General features: G+C 68.2%; 22 protein-coding genes and 1 riboswitch. Of the genes, 10 read left to right on the top strand and 12 right to left on the bottom strand.

The genetic code is table 11. The annotated features are described in order from the left end of the window. Positions 1–280 precede the first annotated feature (280 nt). On the top strand, positions 281–1,879 hold the full coding sequence (locus LY44_RS00485) for a phosphoenolpyruvate carboxykinase (RefSeq protein ID WP_055209816.1): 1,599 nt from the start codon (positions 281–283) through the stop codon (positions 1,877–1,879). Positions 1,880–1,940: 61 nt separating this feature from the next. On the opposite strand, the gene rnr is transcribed toward LY44_RS00485, so the two are convergent. Next, positions 1,941–4,196 carry a ribonuclease R gene (gene rnr / locus LY44_RS00490; RefSeq protein WP_055209817.1) on the bottom strand — a complete coding sequence of 752 codons (2,256 nt, stop codon included), beginning with the start codon at positions 4,194–4,196 and terminating at the stop codon, positions 1,941–1,943. Positions 4,197–4,288: 92 nt separating this feature from the next. Here rnr and mobA point away from each other — a divergent pair, with 92 nt between their 5' ends. Then, positions 4,289–4,867, top strand: a complete 579-nt coding sequence (gene mobA / locus LY44_RS00495) for a molybdenum cofactor guanylyltransferase MobA (RefSeq protein ID WP_055209818.1) — start codon at positions 4,289–4,291, stop codon at positions 4,865–4,867. Here the strand turns inward: mobA and moaC are convergent. From moaC to torC, 8 genes are all read right to left on the bottom strand, one after another. Then, a complete protein-coding gene (gene moaC / locus LY44_RS00500; RefSeq protein ID WP_055209819.1) occupies positions 4,864–5,331 on the bottom strand; it encodes a cyclic pyranopterin monophosphate synthase MoaC in 468 nt (155 codons plus the stop codon). The two genes, mobA and moaC, sit on opposite strands and share 4 nt — an antisense overlap. Next, positions 5,325–6,083: a HesA/MoeB/ThiF family protein gene (locus tag LY44_RS00505; RefSeq protein WP_055209820.1), complete on the bottom strand. Its 759-nt coding sequence runs from the start codon at positions 6,081–6,083 to the stop codon at positions 5,325–5,327. The genes moaC and LY44_RS00505 overlap by 7 nt, the downstream gene beginning before the upstream one ends. Positions 6,084–6,095: 12 nt before the next feature. After that, the gene (gene moaD, locus LY44_RS00510) at positions 6,096–6,344 is read right to left on the bottom strand and encodes a molybdopterin converting factor subunit 1 (protein WP_173644533.1); all 249 of its coding nucleotides are present in this window, start codon (positions 6,342–6,344) and stop codon (positions 6,096–6,098) included. 1 nt (position 6,345) lies between these two features. Beyond that, positions 6,346–7,353, bottom strand: coding sequence for a GTP 3',8-cyclase MoaA (moaA, locus tag LY44_RS00515; protein WP_055209821.1), 1,008 nt, complete (start codon positions 7,351–7,353; stop codon positions 6,346–6,348). Next, positions 7,343–7,909 carry a DUF2478 domain-containing protein gene (locus LY44_RS00520; protein ID WP_055209822.1) on the bottom strand — a complete coding sequence of 189 codons (567 nt, stop codon included), beginning with the start codon at positions 7,907–7,909 and terminating at the stop codon, positions 7,343–7,345. Before LY44_RS00520 ends, moaA begins: the two co-directional genes overlap by 11 nt. A gap of 99 nt (positions 7,910–8,008) precedes the next feature. Next, a complete protein-coding gene (gene torA / locus LY44_RS00525; RefSeq protein WP_055209823.1) occupies positions 8,009–10,480 on the bottom strand; it encodes a trimethylamine-N-oxide reductase TorA in 2,472 nt (823 codons plus the stop codon). After that, entirely contained in the window at positions 10,477–11,106 is a 630-nt protein-coding gene (locus LY44_RS00530; RefSeq protein ID WP_055209824.1) for a molecular chaperone TorD family protein, read from the bottom strand. The genes torA and LY44_RS00530 overlap by 4 nt, the downstream gene beginning before the upstream one ends. After that, the gene (gene torC / locus LY44_RS00535; protein WP_055209825.1) at positions 11,103–12,275 is read right to left on the bottom strand and encodes a pentaheme c-type cytochrome TorC; all 1,173 of its coding nucleotides are present in this window, start codon (positions 12,273–12,275) and stop codon (positions 11,103–11,105) included. Before torC ends, LY44_RS00530 begins: the two co-directional genes overlap by 4 nt. 246 nt (positions 12,276–12,521) lie before the next feature. Here torC and dorR point away from each other — a divergent pair, with 246 nt between their 5' ends. Continuing rightward, positions 12,522–13,220 (top strand): two-component system response regulator DorR, encoded by a 699-nt coding sequence (gene dorR, locus LY44_RS00540; RefSeq protein ID WP_055209826.1) that lies wholly within the window; start codon positions 12,522–12,524, stop codon positions 13,218–13,220. Between the two features lie 234 nt (positions 13,221–13,454). Here dorR and LY44_RS00545 read toward each other — a convergent pair whose 3' ends face one another. Then, positions 13,455–15,908 (bottom strand): hybrid sensor histidine kinase/response regulator, encoded by a 2,454-nt coding sequence (locus LY44_RS00545; protein WP_055209827.1) that lies wholly within the window; start codon positions 15,906–15,908, stop codon positions 13,455–13,457. A gap of 250 nt (positions 15,909–16,158) precedes the next feature. Then, positions 16,159–16,254: riboswitch (TPP riboswitch) on the top strand. Positions 16,255–16,298: 44 nt separating this feature from the next. Here LY44_RS00545 and thiM point away from each other — a divergent pair. From thiM to LY44_RS00575, 6 genes are read left to right on the top strand one after another with little or no spacing between them, the layout of a single operon-like run. Further along, positions 16,299–17,105 carry a hydroxyethylthiazole kinase gene (thiM, locus tag LY44_RS00550; protein WP_055209828.1) on the top strand — a complete coding sequence of 269 codons (807 nt, stop codon included), beginning with the start codon at positions 16,299–16,301 and terminating at the stop codon, positions 17,103–17,105. Continuing rightward, positions 17,102–17,713 (top strand): thiamine phosphate synthase, encoded by a 612-nt coding sequence (gene thiE, locus LY44_RS00555; protein ID WP_055209829.1) that lies wholly within the window; start codon positions 17,102–17,104, stop codon positions 17,711–17,713. The genes thiM and thiE overlap by 4 nt, the downstream gene beginning before the upstream one ends. Next, on the top strand, positions 17,710–18,507 hold the full coding sequence (gene thiD / locus LY44_RS00560; RefSeq protein WP_055209830.1) for a bifunctional hydroxymethylpyrimidine kinase/phosphomethylpyrimidine kinase: 798 nt from the start codon (positions 17,710–17,712) through the stop codon (positions 18,505–18,507). The genes thiE and thiD overlap by 4 nt, the downstream gene beginning before the upstream one ends. A gap of 1 nt (position 18,508) precedes the next feature. Then, the gene (locus tag LY44_RS00565) at positions 18,509–19,432 is read left to right on the top strand and encodes an ABC transporter substrate-binding protein (RefSeq protein WP_055209831.1); all 924 of its coding nucleotides are present in this window, start codon (positions 18,509–18,511) and stop codon (positions 19,430–19,432) included. Then, the gene (locus LY44_RS00570; protein WP_055209832.1) at positions 19,429–20,118 is read left to right on the top strand and encodes an ATP-binding cassette domain-containing protein; all 690 of its coding nucleotides are present in this window, start codon (positions 19,429–19,431) and stop codon (positions 20,116–20,118) included. The genes LY44_RS00565 and LY44_RS00570 overlap by 4 nt, the downstream gene beginning before the upstream one ends. After that, positions 20,115–20,834, top strand: coding sequence for an ABC transporter permease (locus tag LY44_RS00575; RefSeq protein WP_055209833.1), 720 nt, complete (start codon positions 20,115–20,117; stop codon positions 20,832–20,834). The genes LY44_RS00570 and LY44_RS00575 overlap by 4 nt, the downstream gene beginning before the upstream one ends. A gap of 14 nt (positions 20,835–20,848) precedes the next feature. On the opposite strand, the gene LY44_RS00580 is transcribed toward LY44_RS00575, so the two are convergent. Continuing rightward, the gene (locus LY44_RS00580) at positions 20,849–22,087 is read right to left on the bottom strand and encodes a PAS domain-containing protein (RefSeq protein WP_055209834.1); all 1,239 of its coding nucleotides are present in this window, start codon (positions 22,085–22,087) and stop codon (positions 20,849–20,851) included. A 336-nt stretch (positions 22,088–22,423) separates the two neighbouring features. On the opposite strand from LY44_RS00580, the gene LY44_RS00585 reads away from it, so the two are divergent. Further along, positions 22,424–25,939 (top strand): EAL domain-containing protein, encoded by a 3,516-nt coding sequence (locus tag LY44_RS00585; protein WP_055209835.1) that lies wholly within the window; start codon positions 22,424–22,426, stop codon positions 25,937–25,939. Between the two features lie 7 nt (positions 25,940–25,946). On the opposite strand, the gene LY44_RS00590 is transcribed toward LY44_RS00585, so the two are convergent. After that, on the bottom strand, positions 25,947–26,294 hold the full coding sequence (locus LY44_RS00590; RefSeq protein ID WP_055209836.1) for a hypothetical protein: 348 nt from the start codon (positions 26,292–26,294) through the stop codon (positions 25,947–25,949). Positions 26,295–26,563 lie beyond the last annotated feature (269 nt).

Genomic DNA, 26,563 nt, shown 5'->3' on the forward strand with positions numbered 1-26,563 from the left:
GCTTTCCGGCCCCCGGAATCAACTGCGATGTGCGAATCGGCCACGTGATGCGAATCATCTGAGCGCAAAAAAACGAAGGTTTGACTAATTTGCCTCACCTCTTCGCGATGATGGCGCTAAATCGGCCCTGTTTGCGCTAGCTGCGACAAACCCTTCTGTTCCTTCGCAATTGCACCATGGTATAGGGCGCCATCCGCAACATTCTTGCGCGGATCGGTGCCCGCCCGTAACGGGCGCCGCGAGGAACCACCGCGCCGCAGGGCGGCAACGGGAGCGAAACATGAGCATCGGACGCGTGAACCCGGCGAAAACGCTGGAAGATCAGGGCATCACTGGTCTCGGCAACGTCTATTACAACCTGCTGGAACCCGCGCTCATCGAACTGGCGCTCAAGAACGGGGAAGGCACGCTCGGCAAGGGCGGGGCTTTCTACTGCTCGACCGGCAAGCACACCGGCCGGTCGCCGAAAGACAAGTTCGTCGTCCGCACCGCCAGCGTCGAAGACACGATCTGGTGGGAAAACAACAAGCCGATGGATCCGGCCAAGTTCGACGTGCTGCATGCCGACATGCTCGAACACATGAAGGGCAAGGATTTCGTCGTCGAGGATCTTTATGGCGGTGCCGATCCGGCGCATCGTCTCGACGTGCGTCTGGTCGCCGAACTGGCCTGGCACGGCCTGTTCCTGCGCACCATGCTGCGCCGCCCCGCCCGCGAGGAGCTGGACACGTTCAGCCCGGAATGGACGATCATCAACTGCCCGTCGTTCAAGGCCGACCCGGAACGTCACGGCTGCCGTTCGGAAACGGTGATCGCGCTCAACTTTGACAAAAAGCTGATCCTGATCGGCAACACCGCCTATGCCGGTGAAAACAAGAAGGGCGTGTTCACGCTGCTCAACTACATCCTGCCCGGCAAGGGCGTGATGGCGATGCACTGCTCGGCCAACCATGCGATCGACAACCCCGATGACTCGGCGGTCTTCTTCGGGCTCTCGGGCACCGGCAAGACCACGCTTTCGGCCGATCCCTCGCGCGTGCTGATCGGCGATGACGAACACGGCTGGTCGGAAAAAGGCATCTTCAACTTCGAGGGCGGCTGCTACGCCAAGACCATCAACCTCTCGAAAGAAGCGGAACCGGACATCTACAACACCTGCTCGATGTTCGGCACCGTGGTCGAGAACATGGTCTTCGACCCGGAAACGCTGGAACTTGATTTCTTCGACAGCTCGCTGACCGAGAACATGCGCTGCGCTTACCCGCTGCATTACATCGGCAATGCGTCCGATACCGCGCTGGGTGGGCACCCGAAAAACGTGATCATGCTGACCTGCGACGCTTACGGCGTGCTGCCGCCGATCGCGCGTCTGACGCCCGCGCAGGCGATGTATCACTTCCTCTCGGGCTTCACCTCGAAGACCCCGGGGACGGAAGTGGGGATCGTGGAACCGGTGCCGACCTTCTCGACCTGCTTTGGCGCGCCCTTCATGCCGCGTCGTCCCGAGGTCTACGGCAAGCTGCTGGCCGCGAAGATCGCCGCACAGGGCGCGTCCTGCTGGCTGGTGAACACCGGCTGGAGCGGCGGTGCCTTTGGCGTGGGCAAGCGGATGCCGATCAAGGCCACCCGCGCGCTGCTGACCGCCGCGCTCGACGGCTCGCTGCACAATGCCGAGTTCCGCAAGGATCCGAACTTCGGCTTCGAAGTCCCGGTCGCCGTGCATGACGTGGACAGCAAGCTTTTGAACCCGCGCGAGACCTGGGCCGACAAGGCCGCCTTCGACGCGCAGGCGGCGAAGCTGGTGAAGATGTTCTCGGACAACTTCGCGCAATATCTGCCCTATGTGGACGAAGACGTGAAAGCCGTCGCGATCGGCTGAACCGCCTTGAAATGACAAAGGGCCGGGGATTTCCCCGGCCCTTTCCTTTTGGGTCTGCCGCTTACTTGCGGGTGCGTTTGACTTTGCGCGAAATCGCCCGTTCCTTCGCCTTGAAGGCCACGGATTTCCGCCCCGGCCGGAACGGGCGCTTGCCGCCCTTGCCCGCGCCGGGCATCGCCTGCCCCTCCAGCTCCAGCAATTCCAGCTCCAGCCCGCCGGTCACCGGCACCGCTTCGGCCAGCCGCACCAGAACCCGCTGCCCGATGCCCAGGGTGATCCCGCTGTCGGCGCCGATCAGCTGCTGCGCGTCGCGGTCATAATGGAAGAATTCCCGACCGACCGAGCGGATCGGCACCAGACCGTCCGCCCCGGTCTCATCCAGCTTCACGAAGGCGCCGAATTTCTGCACGCCGCTGATGCGCCCGGTAAATTCGCTGCCCACCCGTTCCGACAGATAGGCGGCCAGATAGCGGTCGGTGGTGTCGCGCTCGGCGGCCATCGAGCGCCGCTCGGTCTCGGAAATATGGCTCGCGATGTCCTCAAGCTGGGCGATGTCGTCGCGGCTGAGGCCATCTTTCCCCCAGCCATGCCCGGCAATCAGCGCCCGATGCACGATCAGGTCGGAATAGCGCCGGATCGGACTGGTGAAATGCGCGTAAGACCGCAAGGCCAGCCCGAAATGCCCCAGATTCTGCGGCGCATAATAGGCCTGCGTCATCGAGCGCAGGGTGGAAATGTTGATCAGCTCGTCAAACTCGCTGCCCTCGGCGTCGTTCAGAAGCCGGTTCAGATGCGCCGTCTTCAGCACCTGCCCCTTCGCCAGACTGAACCCGGACGCCTGCGCCACTTCGCGCAGCGCATCGATTTTCTCGGGCGAGGGCTCCTCGTGCACGCGGTAAAGCAGCGGGCGGCGCAGCCGTTCCAGCTCTTCGGCGGCGGCGACATTCGCCAGCACCATGAATTCCTCGATCAGCCGGTGGGCATCCAGCCGTTCCTTGAACTTGACCGAGGCGACCTTGCCCGCCTCGTCGATCTCGATCCGACGTTCGGGCAGGTCCAGATCCAGCGGCTGGCGCAAGGCCCGCGCCCGGGTCAGCGCCCGGTAGCAGGCGTAGATCGGCGCGATGATCTCTGCGACCAGGGGCGCGGTCTTGTCATCGGGCCGCCCATCCGCGGCCGCCTGCACCTGCGCATATTCCAGCGAGGCGACCGAGCGGATGATGCCCCGGGTGAAGCGATGCGCAATCTTCCGCCCCTCGGCCGAAACCTTCATCCGCACCGCCAGCACCGCGCGCGGCACATGTTCGTGCAACGAGCACAGATCGCCCGACAGCCGGTCGGGCAGCATCGGCACCACCCGGTCGGGGAAATAGGTGGAATTGCCGCGATTGCGCGCCTCGCGGTCCAAAGCCGAGCCCGGGCGGACGTAATGCGCCACATCCGCGATGGCGACCCACAGCAGGAACCCGCCCTCGTTCGCCGGATCGTCGTCCGGTTGCACGAAACAGGCGTCGTCGCGGTCGCGGGCATCGGCCGGGTCGATGGTGACAAAGGGCAGGCCGGTCAGGTCTTCGCGGTCGCCCAAAGCGGCGGGGATCTCGGCATCGGCCTCGGCGATCACGTCATCGGGGAAATCGTCGGGAATGCCGTGCTGGTGAATGGCGATCAGCGACACCGCCCGCGGCGCGGTCGGATCGCCCAGACGCTCGATCACCCGCGCCCGCGGCAGGCCCATCCGGCCCTTCTGCCCCGATTGCTCGGCCTCGACCAGCTCGCCATCGCGGGCGTCGTTCGTGGCGCCGGGCGGCACGATCCATTCATTCATCTCGCCCTTGTCGATCGGCGTGATCCGGCCCCCTTCCGCGCCCTTGCGGAAGATGCCGACGATGCGATGGCGCGCCTCGCCCAGCTTGCGGATCAGCCGCGCCTCGGGCCCCTCGGTGCCTTGCGAAATCCGCGCCAGCACGCGTTCGCCCGGCCCGACGGCGGGATCGTCGCGGCGGGTCAGAAAGGCGATCCGCGGCGCCTCGCCGGGACCGGCCCATTCCAGCGGCCGCGCCCAAAGATCGCCCATGGCGTCGGCGGGCAGGATTTCCAGCACCGCCACCGGCGGCAGGCTGGCGCTGTCATGATAGCTGCGCTTCCTGCGGGCGATCTGGCCCGTCTCGGCCAGCTCTTTCAACAGGCGTTTCAACTCGATCTTCGCCGCGCCCTTCAGGCCGAAGGCCTTGGCGATATCGCGTTTCGCCCCCTGATCGGGGTTGTCGGCGATCCAGTCGAGGATCTGCTGCTTCGTCGGGATGGGGCTTTGTGTCATGGCCTTGCCTAGCACGACGGCGTCGCGCAAGAAAGTGGGGGCTGCACCGGACGGCGGAGGGTCAGGGCCGGGGCAAAGCGGAAGGATGGCGCATGCGGATCGTGGGGATCATTCTGGCGGGCGGTCAGGGGCGGCGGATGGGGCGCGAAAAGGCGCTGGTGCGGCTCGCGGGGCAACCGCTGATCGCGCGGGTGCTGGCGCGGCTGGCGCCGCAGGTCGCCGCGGTGGCGATCTCGGCCAATGGCGATCCGGGCCGGTTCGGCCTTGGCCTGCCGGTGCTGCCTGATCGCGCCGGGGAATCGGGGCTCGGTCCGATGGCGGGCATTCGTGCCGGGCTGGACTGGGCAGCCGAACGGGGCGCCGAGGCGCTGGTCAGCGTGGCCACCGACACGCCGTTCCTGCCCGAAGATCTGGTGGCCCGGCTCGCCGCCGCGGGCGGGCCTGCCCATGCGCAAAGCTTCGGGCGCGACCATTACACCGCAGCCCTTTGGCGCGTCGCCGACCGGCCCCGGATCGACGCGCTTTTCGCCGCCGACGAACGGCGGATGCGCGCCTATCTGGCGGGGGCGGTCGCCGTGCCCTTCGACACCACGCCCGATCCTTTCGCCAATCTCAACACGCCCGAAGACCTTGCCCGGGCCGAGGACCGGCTGCGCCCGAACGCGCTTTAGGCGCGGAAACTGCCCGACTTGCCGCCGTCCTTGGCCAAAAGCCGGATCCCCTCGATCCGCATCGCCTTTTCCGCGGCTTTCAGCATGTCATAAACGGTCAGCGCCGCGGCCGAGACCGCCGTCAGCGCCTCCATCTCGACCCCGGTCGGGCCAGTGGTGGCCACGGTGGCCTCGATCCGCACGGAACTGGTGTCCGGCTCGGGGGTCAGCTCCAGCGCGACGCGCGACAGCGCCAAGGGATGGCAGAGCGGAATGAGATCCGCCGTGCGCTTGGCCGCCATGATCCCGGCCACCCGCGCGCCGCCCAGCACGTCGCCCTTGCCCGCCCGGCCCGCGATCACCAGCGCCAGGGTCTCGGGGCGCATCACCACCCGGCCCTCGGCCACCGCCGTGCGCTTCGTGTCCACCTTGTCCGAGACATCGACCATATGCGCCTGGCCCGCGTCGTCGAAATGGGTCAGCATGCCGCCCCCTTGCCCCGGCAGACCGGGCAATCCGCGCGCCGATGCGTGCGCAGCAGCCGTTCCTCGTTCCACAGCGTGTCGATCATCCAGAGCCGACCAAGCAGGCTCTGCCCCGCCCCGGTCAGGTGCTTGATCGCTTCAAGCGCCATCCGCGCCCCTACCACGCCCGGCAGCGCGCCGACGACGCCCTTCGATTGCGCGGGCGGCGGATTTTCGGGCTCGGGGAAGGTGCAGGCATAGCAGGGCCCGCCAAGCCCCGGCGCATAAAGCCCGATCTGGCCTTCCCATTGCGCGATCGCACCGGACAGAAGCGGCACGCCCGCCGCGACACAGGCCCGGTTGAGCAGATGCCGCGCCGCCAGATTGTCGGTGCAGTCGATCACCAGATCGAAGCCCGCGACCAGCACCGCGGTTTCGACCCCGAAGCGGATCGCATGGGTCTCGATCCTCACCTCGGGGTTCAGATCGGCAAGCCGCGCGCGCGCCGAAACCGTCTTGCCCTGCCCCAGCCGCGCCGTGCCGTGCAGCACCTGCCGCTGCAGGTTCGACAGCGACACCACATCGTCATCGGCAAGCGTCAGCCGCCCGATCCCCGCCGCCGCCAGATAAAGCAGCACCGGCGAGCCAAGCCCCCCCGCGCCGATCACCAGAACCGAGGCGGCGTTCAGCCGCGCCTGCCCCGCGGGCCCGATCTCGGGCAGGATCAGATGCCGGGCATAGCGGCCCTCGGGGTCGAAAATGTGACCGTCCATCTCAGCCCCCCTTCAGCCGCCCGTCATCGGCGGGAAAAACGCCACTTCGCGCACGCCCGCCAGGGGCGCGGTGAAATCGGCCAGATCCTGATCAAGCGCGACGCGCAAGACCGCGGGATCGGCAAAGGCGGCCGCATAGCGCGGATCGCGCGCCCGCAGTTCGGCCACCAGATCGGCCACGGTCGCGGCCCCGGTTTCCACCTGCTCGCGCGGGTGCCCGATCCGTTCGCGGACCCAGGCGAAATAGACGATGTCCAGCATCTCAGCCTCCGGTGTGGTTCATGCCGCGGACCATCTGGCCTGCGACACTGCAGGGGCCGTAGCCGAAGGCATGGCCCGCAGGTTTTCGGGTAATCGCGGCGCGGATTTCGCGCGAAAGCGCTTCGCCCTCGACGCCCGCGCGCAAAACGGGGCGCAGGTCGGTGGCGCCTTCCTGCCCGAGACAAGTGTAAAGCTCGCCCTTGCAGGTCAGCCGCACCCGGTTGCAACTGGTGCAGAAATTGTGGCTGAGCGGCGAGATGAAGCCGATCCGCTGGCCGGTCTCCGCAACCGTCACATAACGCGCCGGGCCGCCGGTGCTCAGCCCGGTGTCGGTCAGCCGGAACCGGGTCTCCAGATGCGCCCGCAGATCATCAAGCGGCCAGAACTGGTCGAGCCGGGTGCCCGCCGGAATGTCGCCCATCGGCATCAGCTCGATGAAGGTCAGATCGCAGTGATGCGCCGCCGCCCAGTCGGTCAGGGCAAAAATCTCGTCGTCGTTCACGCCCTTCAGCGCCATCGCATTGAGCTTGACCCGCAGCCCCGCCGCCTGCGCGGCGGCGATGCCCGCAAAGACCGTCTCGATCCGGCCGAACCGGGTCAGGCGGGTGTATTTCTCGGCCGAGAGCGTATCAAGCGAGACATTGACCCGTTTCACCCCGCATTCGGCCAGGGCCTGCGCATGGGCGGCCAGCTGCGTGCCGTTCGTGGTCAGCGTCAGTTCATCGAGCCGCCCGGCGCGCAGATGCGCCCCCATCGCGGCAAAGAACGTCATGATGCCGCGGCGCACCAGCGGTTCCCCCCCGGTGATGCGCAGCTTGCGCACGCCAAGCGTGATGAAGGCCGAGCAGAGCCGGTCCAGCTCTTCCAGGCTCAGCACCTGATTGCGCGGCAGGAAGGTCACGTCCTCCTTCATGCAATAGGAACAGCGCAGGTCGCAGCGGTCGGTGACCGAGACCCGCAGGTAACGCACGTCGCGGCCGAAGCCGTCGCAAAGGGGATCAGGCAGCATGGGCAACTCCCCGGCTGTCGTCCAGCCAGTGATGCAGGGTGGTTTCGTCGGGCACGAGCAACAGCGCCGCGCCCTCGGTGAAGCGGGTCCAGTCGGGCAGGTTGCGCGGATGCAGCGCGGTCAGCACCGGGATCTCGCGCGCCAGCGCCGCGGCGATCACGTCGCGAAAGCCGCGGCCCTCGGCCTCGGCCTTGCCGAAGCGGTTCAGGATCAGAAGATCCAGCCCGGCGTCGATCTCGCCCAGCAGATCCTGCGCGACCTGCGCCAGCGCGCCGAAATCCAGCCGACAGCCGGTCGAGCCGGGGCCAAGCGGCTGGGCGACGGGGGTGCGGTGACCGCTGGCCAGCGCCAGAAGCGCCATCTCGGCGCAGCGGCAGCCCGCCGCGGTGGCGGGGCGTTCCTGCACCACGCCGCCGACGCGCAGGCCCTGCGCGATCAGACGACGGGCAAAGCCCGCCAGAAGCGCATCGGGCGGTGTGTCGTGATAAAGGATCGCGGCCAGCGGGCCGATCGCGGCGCTTTCGGGGCGGTCGGGAAAAAGATCCTGCGCGGTCATGTCCTTGGTCCTTCGGGGCCCTGGTCCTTGGGGCAGCACCGCGCCCGCGGGCGCGGTGGAGGGGAGGGCCCCGGGGGGCCCTCCGTCAGGCGCAGCGGCTCATTCGGCCGCCTTCGGCGCGACGAAGCCGGTCAGGGTGACGGCGGGGCCGGTGTATTTCTCGACCTCGGCCAGCACGGTCTGACCACAGTTCCCCTGCGCCAGTTTCGAGGTGCCGATATCGGCCGAAAGCACGTTGACGTCGCCATACTTGTCCAGCGTGCCCGGCTCGGTCACGTCCGAGGGATCATACCAGCCACCTTCGTAGATCTGGATCACCCCCTTCATCACCGCATCGGTCACCTTGACCCCGGTCAGGATCTGGCCGCGATCATTGTGCACCCGCACCACGTCGCCATCGGCAATGCCGCGCGCGGCGGCGTCGTCGGGATGCATCAGGCAGGGCTCATGCCCCTGAACCGCATAGCCTTCGCGCAGCACCGTGCCGTTGAGCTGCGAATGCAGCCGGTTGAACGGGTGCGAGGCCGCGATGTGCAGCGGATATTTCGCCCCCGGCCCGTCCAGCCGTTCAAGCGGTTCCATCCAGGTCGGATGCGCCGGGCAGTCGTCATAGCCCATCTTCTCGATGTTCTTCGAGTAGATCTCGATCAGGCCGGTGGGCGTGCCAAGCGGGTTGAGCAGCGGATCTTCGCGGAAGCTGGCATAGCGCACGAATTCGGCACCATCGGTGACCGGGAATTCCACGATCCCCTCTGCCCAGAAGGCGTCGAACGCGGGCATCTCGACGCCGCTGGCTTTCCCCTGCTTGGCGGCATCGTCGTAGAAGGACTTGATCCAGCCCATCTCGTCCTTGCCGTCGGTGAACTCCTTGCCCTTGCCCAGCCGTTCGGCGACCGCGGCGAAGATGTCGTAATCGCTGCGGGCTTCGTAAAGCGGCTCGACGATCTTCTTCATCGCCAGGATGCCGGTGTTCGAATAATCGCCGATCGTCTCGATGTCGTTGCGCTCATAGCTGGTCGTTGCGGGCAGGACGATGTCGGCATGCCGCGCCGTGGGCGTCCACTGGAAGTCATGCACGACGAAGGTTTCCAGTTTTTCCCAGGCCTTGACCATGCGGTTGCGGTCCTGATGGTGCACGAACGGGTTGCCGCCGACCCAATAGGCCATCTTCACGTCGGGGAATTTCGAGCGCGTGCCGTTGAAGTCGAATTCGGCGCCGGGGTTTTCCAGCATGTCGACCACGCGCGCCACCGGGATCACCGAGGCGCCGCTCGCCGCCAGCCATTCCGGCCCCTTCGTCGCCGCGCCGCCATCGGTGATGCCCGACAGCGCCGGACCGCTGGTCGAGGGCGTGCCGCCGCCCGAATAGTGATAGGAGAGCCCGAAGCCGCCGCCCGGCAGACCGATCTGACCCAGCATCGAGGCCAGCGTCACCAGCATCCAATGCGCCTGTTCGCCGTGATGCATCCGCTGCATCGACCAGCCCGCCGCCAGCATCGTGCGCTTCGATTTGAACAGCCGCGCCAGCTCCTTGATCGTCTCGGCCGGAACGCCGCTGATGCCCTCGGCCCATTCGGCGGTCTTCGGCGTGCTGTCGGTCTCGCCCAGCAGATAGGGCAGGAACTTGTCGAAGCCCGAGGTGTAGTTGGCGATGAAGTCCTTGTCATAAAGGTCTTCGGCCACCAGCGTATGCGCCATGCCCAGCATGATCGCCACATCGGTCTGCGGTTTCGGCGTGATGTGCTCGGCGCCGAAGAATTCCACCGTCTGGGTGCGGACCGGGTCGATGACGATGACCTTGATGCCCTTGGCCTTGAGCGCCTCGAGCCCCGGATAGGCGCCATGTTCGGGGATCACCCAGCCGATCTGGCTGGTCTTGATCGGATCGGCGGCCCAGAACACCATGACTTCGGTGTTTTCCGCCAGCACCGGCCAGGCGGTCTGCTGTTCATAGACTTCCAGCGTGCCGACCACATGCGGCATGATCACCTGCGCCGCGCCGGTCGAATAATCGCCCGCGCCATTCACATAACCGCCCGCCAGCGTCAGCATCCGGCGCAAAAGCGTGGTGCAATTGTGCAGCCGCCCCGGGCTTTTCCAGCCATAGGACCCGCCAAAGACGCCCTGCGGACCATAGGTCTCTTCGACGCGTTTCACCTCGGCCGCGACCAGATCGAGCGCCTGATCCCAGCTGACGCGGACGAAATCGCCGTTGCCGCGGGTGGAGCGATCGGCATTGACGCCTTTTTCAAGGAATTCGCGCCGCACCATCGGATATTTGATCCGCGTCGGCGAATAGATCGAGTCAAGCACGCCTTCCAGCATCGGCGAGGGATGCGGGTCTTTTTCCCAAGGCGTGAAGGCGGTGGCGCGGCCGTTTTCGACCGTCGCGGTGAAGACGCCCCAGTGGCTGCCCGACATCACCGTGCCATTGGCCAGCGCCTCGGCGCGGGCGCCCTTGGCAAACAGCGACGGGCCGAACATGCCCAGCGCGCCCGCGGCGACCGAGTAGCTGAGGAAAGCGCGGCGGGAAAGCTCTGCGCGCAGCTCGTTTCCGGAAATCTTCGTCATTTGACTGTCCTTTCTTCCGGTTGGGGGATGAGTTCGTCGTGATCCAGCGCCGCCAGCAGCAGCGCCGCAGCCCCGGCCCAGAAGCCGGTGCGATCCTCGGCCCGGACCGCGGCGCAAAAGCCGGGCAGCCAGAGCCGCAGCCGGTCCCGCAGCGGCTCGGCGCGCGGATCGGCATGGGTTTCAAGATGGGCCAGCAGCATCAGCTCGACCGAAAGATGGTCGGGCGCCTCGCAGCAACCCTCGGCCAGACGCAGGTCGCACTCGGCCAGAAGCGCGGTCATCTCGGCCACCGGGGCGCGGAACAACCCGCCCTTGCTCCAGGCCGAGTCGTTCGGCGCCAGCGTGCGCTTGCCGCCCAGACCCAGGAACAGCCCGTTGAAGGCGATGGTCAGCCGCGTCTGCAGCTGCGCCGTGTCCTGCGGGGCCGCCAGCGCGGCGCGGATCTCCGCGACCGGCGCGGCAAAGGCCGGTTCGGTCGCCAGCGCGGCCAGCCATTTCCGCCCCGCCCCGTCGCGCAGCGCGGCCAAAGCATCGGCCGAGGGCGCGGCCAGAAAAACCTCGGCCAGCCAGTGCCACAAGAGCGCGCGATCGGCCAGGACGGCGGGGGGAAGGGTCATCACGGTCATTGCTCGACCTCCCCGCCCATGTCTTTCGCATGCATCTGCACGTATTTCTGCACCAGCCGGAACTGTTCCTCGTTCAGGGGCGCCTTGGGCTTCATCGCATTGAGCGTGCCGATCCACTGGTTCGCCAGGAAATGGCTGGTATGCGGCAGCACGTGGCAGGTGCCGCAGGCGGCGCTGAACATCGAGCCCGCATAGGACCAGACCTTGTCGAGACTGTCGGTCAGATTGCCGTTCTTCACCCAGACCGTCAGCGTGCCATCGGTCCAGACCTGTTCGGTGTCGGGATCGGTCATCCGCGCGCCCGGCACCACCGCGGCCACCGCCGTCGGCGCCAGCGCCACGTTGAAGATCCGCCGCCCCTGCGCGGCGTAAAGCATCCGTTCGGCGCCTTCCTGCTGCCAGCCTTCCAGCTTGACCTGCAGCGCCTTGCCCGAGACCGCCGCGACCACCATCGGCGTCGCCGCGATCACCTTGCCCGCCGCCTTCACGCCATCCTTCGGCTCTTCCAGATAAAGCTCGATCGTCTGCAGCGGATAGACCGTGTCGCCCGCCTTCGGCCGCAACTGCCCGGCTTCGGCCTGCAGATCCTCGAACAGCTTCTTGTAGCCCGAGGACATGTCGGGCAGCTTGTGCGCGATGCCCTTGTGGCAATCGATGCAGGTGCCGCCGTCCAGCATCGCCTGCTGCATCTGCTTGGCGCCGTCGGGCTTCGCCTGATGCGCGAAATCCATCGCCTCGAAACTGTGGCACGACCGGCAGCCGACCGAGTCATTCGCCTTCATGTCGGCCCAGACCGTTTCGGCCATCTCCAGCCGGTGCGCCTCGAATTTCTCGGGCGTGTCCACCTTGCCGGTGATCTCGCCCCACAGATCCTTCGCTGCCAGCACCTTGGCGCGGTAAAGCCGCCAGCCCGATTTCGGCACGTGGCAATCGGCGCATTCGGCGCGCACGCCCATCGGGTTCGAATAGTGGACGGTGGTCTTGTATTCCTCGAAATTGCCCTGCATCGAGTGGCAGGACAGACAGAATTTCGTCGTCGTGGTCTGTTCCACGGCATAGTGGAAGCCGTTCCAGCCCAGCGCGCCGACGAAGGCTCCGCCCAGCACCAACGTGCCCAGCCCCCAGCGCGTGCTGGGCCTGCGCATCACGCCCCAGATTTTCCTGATCACTTTCGCCTCCGGTCTTGCCGTTCCGGGGCCCGTTCCATCACCGACGCCGCGCGTCCGGTCCTGTCACGGTCCGCCCCGTTCGAGTCCCTGTCTGGACCTGCGATGTGAACCGCGTTGCGTCCGGTTGTGAACAGGATGAAAAATCCTGTGAACAGGATGTTAAAACCCGGAAAACCCACGGGAAATCGCACGAAAATCATTGCCGGGCCGGGCTTTTGGCGCGATGACGGGGCAAGGGGGGCCGTGATGAAGACGTCCTATCATATCCTTGTCGTCGAAGATGATCCGGTGGGGCGGCAGACGCTGGCCGCCTATCTGGTGAAGGACAATCACCGCGTCAGCGAGGCGGGCGACGGCGAAGAGATGCGCCGGGTCTTCGCGCGGGGCGATGTCGACGTGATCTTGCTCGACATCAACCTGCCGGGCGAGGACGGGCTGTCGCTTTTGCGCGAATTGCGGCGGCAATCCGAGGTGGGGGTGATCATGGTCACCTCGCGGCGCGAGGATGTGGACCGGATCGTGGCGCTGGAACTGGGCGCCGATGATTACGTCACCAAGCCCTACAACATGCGCGAGATCCTGCCGCGCACGCGCAACCTGGCGCGCCGGGTGACGGCGGCGCGGGTGGTGAAGGCGGATGAGTCGAAAAAGACCTTCGAGGGCTGGACGCTCGACATCGCGCATTGGACGCTGAACGATCCGGCGGGCGAGGCAGTGAAGATGACCCGGGCGGAATTCGAACTGCTGGCCACCTTCGTCACCCATCCGGGGCAGGTACTGAGCCGCGATCAGCTGATGACGCATGTCAGCCGCCGCGGGCATGAAAGCTTCGATCGCACCATTGACGTGCTGGTGCGCCGGGTGCGCCGCAAGATCGAGCCCGATCCGGCGAAGCCCCGGCTGATCGTCACCGTGCACGGGCTGGGCTACGTCTTTTCGGCATAAGATCCGCGGCCCTGACCGAGGCCATCGCCGAGGTCATGCGGACCAGAAGTCCCGTGACCGCCGGGGGCCCAAAGGCCCTCGGCCTGCGCCCGCCCCGCCATCGGCGGGCGCATTCGCGCCGCCGGGGCGGAGCGCAGGCCTCTGTCGTGCTTGGGGAAACGGTCTTGGCACAGGTGATGCGCCAGCGGGCGGGGAAAGGCAGTGCCTTTCCCGATCCGCCCGAAACCTGGGGTCTCAGCCCGCGATTTCGGCCCAGATCGCCTCGACCAGCCCCACCGCCGAGCGGCACGACAGCACCAGATCGGCCACCTGCCCGGCCAGATCGGCGCTGCGCCGCCCCGAGGCGGAGGCCAGCATCTCGGCCCGTTCGGCCTCCTCGGCCAGCGCCAGAAGACCGACATGCCGCGCCGAGCTTTTCAGCCGATGCGCGATCATCGCCACCTCGTTCCAGCGCTCCGCCTCGACCGCCGCCTCCAGCGCCGCCCCGGTATGCACCAGACTGGCCTTGAAGGTGGCGACGATCCGCCCGGTCGGCGCGGGCCCCAAAGCCTCGGCATGGCCGCGCAGCACCGTCAGATCGACCAGCCCCAAGCCCGCGCCCTGCCCCGCCCCCTCGGCCCGTGCAGGCCCGCCCGAGCCGATCGGCCGCGGCGAGGCGAAGCCGGTGACCCGGCGCAACAGATCCTCGAGCCGGGCAAAGGGGAAGGGTTTCGCCAGAAATCCGCCGATCCCCGCCGCCGCCAGCGCCGCCGCATCGACCGCGGACCCATGCGCCGACAGCGCCGCGATCGGCAGCCGCGCAATCGCCGGATCTCCATGGGCGCGAATGGCGCGGCCCAGATCGAAGCCGCTCAGATCGGGCAGGTTGAGATCGGTCAGCACCAGATCGAAGCCCTGCCCCGCCAGCGCCTGCAACGCCGCCTCGCCGGTTTCGGCCAGCCGCACCTGATGCCCGGCCTGCCGCAGCAGGGTCTCGGTTACCAGCCGGTTCACCGCGTCATCCTCGACCAGCAGCAGCCGCAAGGGCTTGGCGGGCAGCGCCTTCGCCCGCGCCCGGGCACAATCGGCCCCCTGCCGCACCGCCAGATCCAGCGGCACCACCAGCCGGAAACAGCTGCCCTCGCCCGGATGGCTTTCGACCGTCAGCTCGGCCCCCATCATCTCGGCCAGCCGGCGCGAGATCGCCAGACCCAGCCCGGTGCCGCCATGCTTGCGCTCGATCGAGCTGTCGGACTGGGTGAAGGGGCGGAAGATCTGCTCCAGCCGCTCGGGCGCGATGCCCGGGCCTGTGTCGCGCACCGAAAACCGCACCAGCACCCGCCCCGGGCTGCGCGAGATCAGGTCGAGCCCGATCACCACCGCGCCGGTTTCGGTGAATTTCACCGCATTGCCCGCCAGATTGAGCAGGATCTGCCGCAGCTTCGCCGGATCGCCGCTGACACAGGGCAGATCGGCCGGGCAGTCGACATGCAACAGCAGCCCGGGCTTGCGCGCCACCAGCGGCTCGATCACCCGGGCGACCTCGGCCGTCACCTCGGCAAGCGGAAAATCGACCCGTTCCAGCATCATCCCGCCCGCCTCGATGCGGGAATAATCGAGGATCTCCGAGACGATCGAGCTCAGCACCCGGGCCGAGCGGTCGATCGCCTCGACATAGCCCGCCGCGCGCGGCGGCAGCGCGTCTTGCCGCAACAGCTCGACGATGCCGCCGATGGAATGGATGGGGGTGCGGATCTCGTGGCTCATCGTCGCCAGAAAATCGGTCTTCGCGCGGGCCAGCGCCTCGGCCTCCTCGCGGGCGCGGCGGGCGTCGGTGACATCGGTGAAGCTGATCACCGTGCCCAGAAACTTGCGCGACACATCGAGCATTTCCTGCGTCGAGACCGAGACCCAGCGCCGCCCGTCGATCGTCTCGATCTCGTGCTCGGGCAAAAGCGGGCCGATGCCGCGCGGATCAAGGCCGAAAAGCCCCTGAAAGCTGCGCCGCGCCGCCGAACCGTAATAGACAGACCCCGGCACGACATCCCGCGACAGAAGCAGCGCCGCGGCATGGTTCATGTTCTCGATCCCGCCCTCGGCATCGATCAGGAAGACCGGGGTCTGGATGCTTTCGAAAATCGTCAGATACTTGTTCTTCTCGGTCACGACGCGCTGGTTTTCGGCCAAGAGCCGGTCGTGATCGGCATCGACGACGCCGCGCGCCCATTGCGTGCAGATGCCGATCTCGGCGCGGTCGAAAAAGCCGCGCACCAGCCGCAGATACAGCGCCTCGGTCGCGGCGGGAAAGCCCGTCATCTGTATAAGTCGCAGATAGCTGTCGCGATAACCCTTGAAATTGCTCAGAAACATCGCCAGCGGCACGCCACGCAGCCCGTGCCTGCGCGCCACCTCGATACCATAGACGGTCGAGGGATCCTCGCCGATGTCGCTGTCGTAATCCGCCTCGGCGGCGCCGCGGGTGTCCAGCATCAGCGCGATGGCGCCATTGAGCCCCTGCACCGAGGCCCGCCAGGCCTCGGGCAGCGTCGAGACATGGGCATTGTAGCTGCGGGTGATCGAATAGGCGATGTGCATCTCGATCAGCCGGGTTTCGTTCGCCTGCAGGAACCGCGTCAGGGCGGCCAGATCGGCGGCGGTTGCCTCCTCCGCTGCCGGAGAGGCAAACTGGCCTTGAGGTTCGGAAATCATTCGCAACGTCCAGATAGTGGCACCCGCGCGGGTGCGTCTTGCCGGTCTTTCGGCGCCAACCCCAGTCGCGGCCCGAAAGCCGCCTCATCGTCACGAAACTGGTCCTGCGTTAGCGCAAAACGGCGCCCCCTGCCTTGATCGGGATCAAGCGCCCTTGCGACGGCGCGGACACAAGCGGCAATCCGCGCCCCCCTGCCCGCAAACATCCTTGCCCGCGCACTGGACAAGCCCGGCCATCCGTGCTTCCTTGCCCTTGCGACAGGGGCGTCCGGGGAGCCGGGCTGAGAAGCACCCTTTGAACCTGAACCAGATCATGCTGGCGTAGGGAGTCCGCAACCGGTGCCGGGCCCTGCCCGCCCGGCTTCGGTCTTCCGCGCCATGGGAGGACCGATGACCGAAACCGGACCGTTCGCAGATGTCGGACAGCAGCTTGCGCAGATGCGGGCTGCCGCGCCGCTCGTGCACAACATCACCAATTTCGTCGCGATGAACGTGATGGCGAATATCGAGCTGGCGGCGGGGGCCTCGCCCGCGATGCTGCATGGCTTGCCCGAGGTGACGGAATTCGCCGCGCTTTGCGGTGCGCTGACGGTGAATATCGGCACGGCGGATGCCGACTGGGCCGAGGGGATGGTGCAGGCGGCGCGGGTGATGCACCGGCTCGGCCGCCCCTGGGTGCTCGATCCGGTCGGCATCGGCGCGACGCAGTTCCGCAAGGATCTTTGCGCCCGGCTGCTCGATCTGCGCCCGACGGTGATCCGCGCCAATGCCTCGGAGATCCTGGCGCTGGCGGGGCTGGGCGGGCAGGCGCATGGCGTCGATGCGCGCGACACCGTCGCGGCGGCCGAGGGGGCGGCGCGGGATCTGGCCGGGCGGACCGGCGGCGTCGTCGCGGTCTCGGGGCCTGTCGATTACGTCACCGACGGGAGCCGCGCTTTCCGCATCGGCAATGGCCATGCGCTGATGCCGCAGGTGACGGCGCTCGGCTGTTCGCTCAATGGCGTGATCGCGGCCTTTCTGGTCGGGCAAAAGCCGCTGGAGGCCACGGTGGCGGCGATGGCCTATTACGGTCTGGCGGGCGAGATCGCCGCGCGGACCGCGAAAGGCCCGGGCAGTTTCGCCGTGGCTTTCCTCGACGCGCTGGCCGCTCTGACGCCCGAGGCGCTGAGTGCCGGGGCAAGGGTGAGCGCGGCATGATCGGGCCCGTTTACGTCATCACCGACCCGGGCGCGGCGCTTTCCGTGCCCGATCAGGCCCGCGCGGCGGCCCGCGGCGGCGCCCGCGCGGTGCAGCTGCGCGACAAGACCGCTTCGGATGCAGATCTGCTGGCGCTGGCCCGGCAGCTTTTGCCCGAGATGCGGGCGCATGGGGTGAAGCTCTTCCTCAATGACCGGATCGAGGTGGCCATCGCCGCCGGGGTCGATGGGCTGCATGTCGGGCAAGGCGACGGCGACCCCGCGGCGATCCGCGCCCGGATCGGGGCGGGGATGCTGCTGGGGCTTTCCGTCGAGACCGAAGCGCAGGCCAGCCGCCTGCCCGGCTGCGTCGATTACATCGGCGCCGGGCCGGTGCGGGCGACGGCGACGAAACCCGATGCCGCCGCGCCCATAGGCTTTGACGGTCTGGCCCGGATCGCCCGGCTGGTCGCGGTGCCGACGCTGGCCATCGGCGGGCTGACCCGGGCCGACATTCCGGCGCTGCAAGCCGCGGGCGTTGTCGGGATGGCGGTGGTCTCCGCCGTCACCCGCGCCGCCGACCCCGAAGCCGCCTGCCGCGCGCTGGTGCAGGACTGGAGGCCAAGATGATCCCCAACATTCTGTCGATTGCCGGCTCTGACCCCTCGGGCGGGGCGGGAATTCAGGCCGATCTGAAGGCGATTTCCGCCAATGGCGGCTATGCGATGGCGGCGCTGACCGCGCTGACGGCGCAAAACACCCGCGGCGTCAGCGCCGTCGATCCGGTCCGCCCCGCGATGGTGACGGCGCAGATCGCCGCGATCCGCGCCGATATCCGCATCGACGCGGTGAAAATCGGCATGCTGGGCGATGGCGCGACCATCGCCGCCGTGGCCGCGGCGCTTGAGGGGCTCTCGGCCCCCCTCGTCCTTGATCCGGTGATGGTAGCAAAGGGCGGCGACCGGCTTCTGGCCGCCGAGGCCGTCACCGCCCTGCGCCAGATCCTGCTGCCGCGCGCCGCGGTGATCACCCCGAACCTGCCCGAGGCGGCCGATCTGCTGGGCTGCGCCGTCGCGCAAAGCCGGGCCGAGATGGTCGCCCAGGCCCGCGGGCTGCGGGTCCTGGGCGCGCGGGCGGTCTATCTCAAGGGCGGGCATCTGCCCGGGTCCATCTGCCCCGATCTGCTGCTCGATGCCGCGGGCGAGGTCTGGCTCGAGGCGCCGCGCGTCGAGACGCAGAACACCCATGGCACCGGTTGCACCCTGTCTTCGGCCTTGGCGACGCAGCTGGCCCGCATCCCCGATCTGCGTCAGGCCGCCGCCGCCGCCCGCGGCTATACCCTGCGCGCCATCGCCGGGGCCGACCGGCTTTCGGTCGGGCAAGGCCATGGCCCGCTGGATCATTTCTTTTCGATGAGGTCGTAAGATGAAACCGCTTCTGCTTGCCCTTTTGCTGCTGGCCCCCCGGGCCGAGGCTGCCGACAGCCTCTCGGTCATGCTCGACTGGTTCGTGAACCCCGATCACGGGCCGATCATCGTCGCCGCCGAGCGCGGCTATTTCACCGAAGCCGGGCTTGATGTCACGATCATCCCGCCCGCCGATCCCTCGGACCCGCCGAAGATGGCCGCCGCCGGGCAGGTCGATCTGGCGGTCAGCTATCAGCCGCAGCTGTATCTGCAACACGCCGCGGGGCTGGGTCTGAAACGGGTCGGCACGCTGATCGACGCGCCGCTTTACTGCGTCATGGTGGATGCGGCGGGGCCGGTGAAGACCATGGCCGATCTGCGCGGCCGCAAGGTCGGCTATTCGCTGGCCGGGATCGAGGCGGCGCTGATGCAGCGGATGCTGCGCCACAACGGCGTCGATCCCGCCGAGGTCGAGACGATCAACGTCAATTTCGCCCTGACCCCCGCGGTGGCGACGGGGCAGGTCGCGGCGGTCTCGGGGGCATTTCGCAATTTCGAGCTGCATCAGATGGCGGCCGTCGGGCATCAGGGCCGCTGCTTCCTGCCCGAGGAAAACGGCGTGCCCGCCTATGACGAGCTGATCTATCTGGCCCGCGCCGATCTGGCGCATGATGACCGCATCGCCCGGTTTCTGCAAGCGACCGGCCGCGCCGCCGCCGAGATCGCCGCCGATCCGCAGGCGGGCTGGGATACGTTCCGCGCCCATGCGGCGGAGCTTGACGATCCGCTGAATGCGAAAGCCTGGCCCGACACCTGGCCGCATTTCGCCCGTGATCCGGCGGCGCTGGATGCCGCGCGCTACCGCGATTTCGGCGCCTTTCTGGTCGAGACCGGACTGATTCCGACCGCCCCGCCGGTGGAGACGATCGCGGTGGGGAAATGACCGTTGCGATCACGGGTCAGGTCTGGCTGGGCGATCGCCCGCTGCTGCGCCAGCTTGACCTGCAGCTGCGCCCCGGCTGGACCTGCCTTCTGGGCGCCTCCGGTGCCGGGAAATCGACGCTGCTGCGTCTGCTGGCCGGGCTGCCCGTCGCGGCCCGGCTGGAGGGTGCCCGGCAGGCGCCCGACCGCATCGGCTGGATGGCGCAAGCCGATCTGCTGCAGCCGCGGCTCTCGGTTCTGGGCAATCTGCGGCTGATGGCGCGGCTGCGCGGCGAGCCCCTGCCCCGCCCCCGGGCCGAGGCTTTGCTGGAGGCCGTCGGGCTGGCGGGCCGCGGCACCGACCGGCCCGAGGCGCTTTCGGGCGGCGAGCGGCAGCGCCTGGCGCTGGCCCGGGTGCTGGCCGATGATGCCGCGCTGGTGGCGCTGGACGAACCCTTTTCCGCCCTTGATGCCCCCACCCGCGCCGCGATGCAGGATCTGGCGGCGGCCTGTCTTGCGGGCAAGACCGTGGTGATGGTGACGCATGACCCCACCGAGGCGCTGCGGCTGGGCGATCGGGTGTTGCTGCTGCAAGACGCCCTGCTGCACGAGCTGCCGCCCCTGCCCGGGCCGCGTCCGGTGCCGCTTGCCGATCCGGGGCTGGCGCAGGCGGCGGCGGGGCTTCTGGCGCGGATGCGGCGGCCATGAGCGCGCGTATCTGGCCGGTTCTGGCGATCTTCGCGCTGTGGCAGGCGGTCTGCGCCGCGGCGCTGGTGCCCGCCTTCGTGCTGCCGCCGCCTTTGCGGGTGTTCGAAACGCTGTGGCAAGAGCGCGGCCTGATCGGGCAGCACGCCCTGACCACCCTGGCCGAGACCGGCGCCGGGCTGGCGCTTGGCATCGGCCTTGGGATCACGCTGGCGCTGGCGATGTCGCTTGCGCCACGGCTGCAACGGCTGATCGGGCCGGTGCTGGCGGGGGCGCAGGCGCTGCCGGTCTTTGTTCTGGCGCCGGTGCTGGTGCTGTGGCTGGGCTACGGGCTGGGGCCCAAGGTGGCGATGGTGGCGCTGCTGGTGGTGTTTCCCGTCGCCTCGGGCCTGCATGACGGGCTGTGCGCCACGCCCGCGCCGGTGCTCGATCTGGCGCGGATCGCCCGGGCGTCACGGCTGCGCACGCTGCTCTGGCTGCGCCTGCCGCATGCGCTGCCGCAAGGGGCCGCCGGGCTGCGCATCGCCGTCACCTATGCGCCCACGGGGGCGGTGATCGGCGAATGGGTCGGCGCATCGCAGGGGCTGGGCTATCTGATGCTGATGGCGAATGCCCGGATGCGGATCGATCTGATGTTCGCCGCGCTGCTCGTCATTCTGGCGCTGACGCTGCTGCTGAACCGGCTGACCGACCGGGCGCTGGCGCGGGCGGGGCTGTGACGGCCCCGCCGGGCTTACGCCATGCGCTGCGTGCGCTGGAACATCCGCATCGTCGTGCCGATCCCCTCCGAGAGCCGCATGATCGTTTCCAGCCGCAGCCGGATGTCGGAATGCGACACGTCGAGCTGGTCGATCGTCGCCGACAGCTGCGTGTTGGCGCCGCGCATCCGCCCGGTCTCGACCCGGCCCAGCACCCGGATCGTGTCGAGCCCCAGCATCTGACGGCGGATCTCGGCGCTGGCGCGGCCCAGCACCTCGGCATGGGCGATCGCCTGTTCCATCGCCGTGCCGGTGTCGTGCTGCGCCTGCGCCTCGATCGCGCAGAGGGTCTGGCGTTCCAGCGCCCAGTCGATCCCCGGCACCGGCGTCGCATCGGCGAAGTTCTGCCGCATTTCCGACAGCACCCGATGCGCCCCGATCAGGAACAGCGCCTTCGACGCCTGCCGGGACACCCGGTCGCACAGGTTGTCGGGCCCGGAGACGAAGCTGCGCAGCCGTTCCGAAATCACCTGCGACGAGCTGCGGTAATTCTCCGAAATCGCCGAGACCGGCCCGCCCGAGGGCTCCAGCCGCGAGGCGATGATGCGCATGTTGTTGGGCACCGATTGCAGCGCCTCGAAGCTGCGCAAAAGGTTGCGCTGCTCGCGCGAGACCTCTTCGAGCGAGGTGTTGAGCGCGATCAGCTGCGCGGTGCGGGCATCGGCCGGACGGCCCAGCCGGGTGTCGCGGGCCGCCAGCTCCTGCCCCATCGCCGCGGCCATGAAGCTGGTGTAGCTGGAATATCCGGCCGCGGCGGCAAAGCCGCGCAGCGCCCGTGCCCCCTCGGCGGGATCCAGCCCCTCGGCGCGTTCGCGCTGTGCGATCTCGGCATAGATGTCGCGGACCCGGGCAAACAGCGGCGTCGAGGGTTTCATCCGCACCGACAGGAACCCGCCCGGAACCGGCAGCAGCACCGCGAAGACCCAGTAGTGATCGCCGTTGCGGGCGCGGTTCTTCACATAGCCGCCCACCGGATCGCCCTTGCCAAGCGCGGTCCACAGGATGCGGAACACCCCGCGCGGCGTGTCGGGATGGCGCACGACCTTGTGTGGCGCGCCCAGAAGATCGCTCCAGCCATAGCCGGAGACGCGACGGAAGACCTCGTTGCCGGACTGGATCACGCCACGGGGGTCGGTGCGCGAGAAGAAAAGCTCATGGAAGCCGAAATCGGCTTCGCCCTCCCGGGGGGGGGAGGTCGGACTGACTGCATTCATCGGGGCTCTCGTTGAGTGGGGGGAGGGTCGCTCGCCGTGGATGGTGGCCCAACCTAACCGCGGGATCGTTAGCCAAAGATTGACGGGAGCCCTTGATCACAAAGGCGTTTTTCAACCTGGGCGAGCAACGGGGGGCGATTGCGGGCAAAATCATGCGCCGCCGGGCAGGCCGGACAAAATGTCGCAACATCCCGCGCAACGCCTGCGTGTAAGGGGCGATCGCCCCGAACGCGCCGCGCGAAATCGTCCCGGTCCTATCCTTTTGCGCGGCTGGAAACGCCGCCTTAACCGGTTCCGGGTTTTGTGAGTCGCATCCACTCGAAGGGTCCGTTCCCGATGTCCCTGACCTCCACGCCGCTCATCGCCCTGCTCGCCGCCTGTCCCGGCGCCGCTTTCGTCGTCTCGTCTCCGGGGCGGATCCTGGCCGCCAACGCCGAGGCCGACCGGGTCTTCGGTTCTGCACGGCCCGTCGTCGCGGGGACCGGGTTGTCGGGCCTGCGTCTCGCCGAGGTGATCCCCTGCGCGCTGGGCCACCGGATTCTGGCGGCGCTGCGGGGCGGCGAGGTCCGCGCCGCGACGCGGTTCCGGCTGGCGCTAGACCGCGCCGAAGAGCCCCCGCATGTCGTCGAGGCGCTGGTCTGGCCCGCCACGGCCGAGACCGGAAGCGGCGCGGCGGGCGGGCCCGGGAACGGGCCGGGGGGCGGGCCGAGGAACGATCCGGGGCCGCTCTGGATCGTGCTGGTGCTCGACATGGCCGAACGGGCCCCGGCCGGGGGGGACGGGCGGATCCTCTGCACCGGCCTTGCCGCGCTGCGCGCCACCGAGGAAGCCCGCCGCAAGGCCCGGGAAAGCGCCGAAATCCTGCGCATCTCGACCGAAAACAGCGATCTGGCGCCCTGGGTCTATCATCCCGGACATGGCAGCGGACATGGCAGCGGCGAGCTGAGCCCGCATCTGGCGCTGATGCTTGGCCATCCGGCCCGACCGGCGCTGGATCTGGCCGGGCTGGCCGCGCTGATCCATCCCGAGGACCGCATCAGGATGCGGCGCGCCTTCGTCGCGCTGACCCGCGGGCGCAACGACCGGTTCAGCCAGGACATGCGCCTGCGCCGCGCCGATGGCGCCTGGGCCTGGTTCACCGCGCGCGGCTACCGGATGCCGCAGACGACGCCCTGCCAGCCGGTGACCCTGTGCGGCAGCCTGACCGACATCAGCGCCCGCAAGGCCGACGAGGCGTTGGTGGCCCGCACTCTCGCCGAGGCCTTGCATGCCCGCCGCCGCGCCCAGCAACGCGAGGAAATGTTGCGCACCTCGGGGCTTTGCGCCGGGATCGGGCATTTCTGCGCCAGCCCGCTGCAGGGCGAGGCCTGGACCCCCGACGAGACCTATCGGCTGTTCGGCTTCGAGCCGGGCGAATTTCCCGCGACCGATGCGGGCTGGCGCAGCCTGATCCACCCCGAGGATCTGCCGGCGGCAATCGCCGCGATGGAGGATCTGAAGGTCGGCCGCACGACGCTTTACGACCATGTCCACCGGCGCCAGCACAAGGACGGCCGCTATCACTGGTATCGCGCCGTCGCCCGCCGGGTCGAGCGCAGCGATCTGGGCCTGCCGCCGCTGGTCGCCGGGGCGTTGATCTGCGTCGATCAGGCCAAGGAAACCGAAACCCGGCTGGCCGATGCCGCCGATGCCGCCCGCTTCGCGCGCGAGCGGCTCGACACCCTTGCCGACAATGCGCCGGGCGCGCTTTTCGAATGCCGGATGGCGGCCTCGGGGCAGATGATGCTGCCCTATTTCAGCGCCCGTCTGCCCGATCTGGCCGGGGTCTCCGGCGCCGAGATCCTGTGCGACGCCCGCGCTGTCTTCCGCCATGTGCCGCATCCGCAGATGACGCGGCTGCTGCGACGCGCGATGACGGCGCTGCGCAGCGGCGCGGCGATCGAGATGCGGCTCTCGGTCCGCCATCCCCTGCGCGGCCTGCGCTGGGTCAGCGTCGCCGCCGCGCCCTTCCGCCGCGACGATGCCTCGGTGTGCTGGTTCGGTCAGATCCTCGACGTCACCGAGAATGTCGAAACCGAGGCCCGCGCCGCGCTGGCCGCCGAGGCCGCGCTGAAGGCCCACGACCGTCTGGCCTCGATCGCCGCGGTCGCCCCGGTCGGTCTTTACGAGGTGCAAAGGTTTCGCGACGGCCGCTCGATCTTTCCCTATGCCAGCCCGCAGTTCCGCGACCTGCTCGGGCTGGACGCGGGCGGGGTGATCCGGATGGGCGAAGGCCTCGGCAGCGGCGGCCACGCCGATCTGGAAAATCTGCTCTCTTTCCTGACCTGCGACGATGCCTGGCACAACCAGCTCGACCTGTGGAACCATCGGTTCTGCGTCCAGCATCCGCGGCGCGGCACGGTCTGGCTGTCGAATTCCGCCACGGCAAAGCCGCTGCCCGACGGGTCGGTGGTCTGGAGCGGCGCGCTGCATGATGTCACGGCCGATGTCCGGCGCGAGGCCGAATTGCTGGAGGCGCACCGGCTGGCCGAGGATCGGCGACGCGAGAACGAATGGCAGGCGCTGCACGACGGGCTGACCGGATTGCCGAACCGGCGCTATTACGATCAGGTGCTGGCGAACCGGATCGAGCAGGCGAAGGCCGGGGGCGCCTGTCGCTGCACGCTGATCCGCATTGACCTCGACCGGTTCAAGCATGTGAACGACACGCTGGGCCATGACGCGGGCGATCTGGTGCTGTGCCGCGTCGCCGACGTGCTGCGCGCCTGCCTGCGCCAGGGCGATTTCGCGGCCCGGATCGGCGGCGACGAATTCTCGGTGATCCTGGCGCGCGGGCTCGGCCGCGAGGATGCCGGAACGCTGATCCGGCAGATTCAGGCCAAGCTCGTCGAGCCGCTGATGTTCGCCGGACGGCAATGCCGCTTCGGCGCCTCGTTCGGGATCGCCGAGGCGGAGAACCTGGCCAGCACCGGCCCCGAGATCCAGTTCTTCGCCGATGCCGCGCTTTATCGCGCCAAGGAAACCGGCCGCAACCGGATGGAATTCTTCACCCCCGAGCTGCATCAGAACCTGCGCCGCGACCGCGAACTGGCGGCCGAGATCCAGGAAGGGCTCGACCGCAACGAATTCGAGCCGTTCTTTCAGGCGCAGGTCTCGGCCCGCGATCACCGCCTGACCGGGGTCGAGACGCTGCTGCGCTGGCGCCATCCCGAGCGCGGCCTGCTGACGCCGCACGCCTTCATGCATGTGGCCGAACAGCTGCGTCTGGTGCCCGAGATCGACCGCGTGGTGATGGAACGCGCGCGCGAGTCGCTGGCGTTCTGGCGCGAGCGCGGGCTGATCGTGCCGAAAATCAGCTTCAACGTCTCCTCGGGGCGGATGCACGACCCCGATGTGGTGCAGGCGGCGCAGACGATCGCGCGTGGCGAGACGCGGGTGACTTTCGAGCTGCTCGAATCGATCCTGGTCGAGGATGAAAGCGATCTTTTCCGCTTCCATCTCGACGCGATCCGCGAAGCGGGCATCGACATCGAGATCGACGATTTCGGCTCGGGCCATGCCTCGATCATCGGGTTGATGCAGATCGGTCCTTCGGCGCTGAAGATCGACCGCCGCATCGTCGCGCCGCTGGGCCGCGATCCGCAGGCGCGCAATCTGGTCCGCGCGATCATCGAGATCGCCGAGACGCTGGGCACCGCCACCGTGGCCGAGGGCGTCGAAACCGAGGCCCAGGCCGAGATCCTGCGCGATCTGGGCTGCGACGTGCTGCAGGGCTATCTGTTCTCGGTGCCGCTCTCGGCGCCCGATTTCGCAAGGCTCTGGCAGCGCGACCGCAAGCGGCTGCCCGCCTGAGCCCGGTTCAGGCAGGCTCGTCGCGGGCGCGTCCGAAGCCTGCCGGAAAGGTCAGCACATTGCCGCGCGGCGGCGGATGGGCCTCGGCATGCCAGGCTTCCTGCGCGCGCAAAAGCCGGGTCTCGACCTCGTCCAGACCCTGATGGTGGCAATAGCGGGCCAGCTCATCGATCACCTCGCCCAGCCAGCGTTCCTGCTGATCTTCCGCCAGCGCCTGGCTGCGCGGCCCGCATTGCGCCACCAGCGCCACCCGCGCCGCCTGCAGCCCGGCGGCGGTCGATCGCAGCGACTGGATTTCGCAATGCGCGATCAGATCGTCCAGAATCGGCAGCAACCAACCATGACCTTCAAACATCGGCACCACACAGCTTTGACCATCTGCCCCAGCTTCCCCCGGTTTTGCGCTTCGGGCAACCCTGAACCGACGCGTCCCCCCGCCGGAAGCTTGCGCCACCGCCTTGGGGGAAGTGGTTGAAATGCCGCGATCTTTGCCCGCGCGGCCAATGAATTTACAGAATTGACCAAACATATGATAATATATTTACCGTTTTCCGTCGTTATTTTAAGGGTTTACAGGTTTCATCACATTCTGTTTACAATATCCTTGAGGAGTGACGTCAGGGC

This window comes from Rhodobacter capsulatus (genome assembly GCF_003254295.1).
Lineage (GTDB): Bacteria > Pseudomonadota > Alphaproteobacteria > Rhodobacterales > Rhodobacteraceae > Rhodobacter > Rhodobacter capsulatus.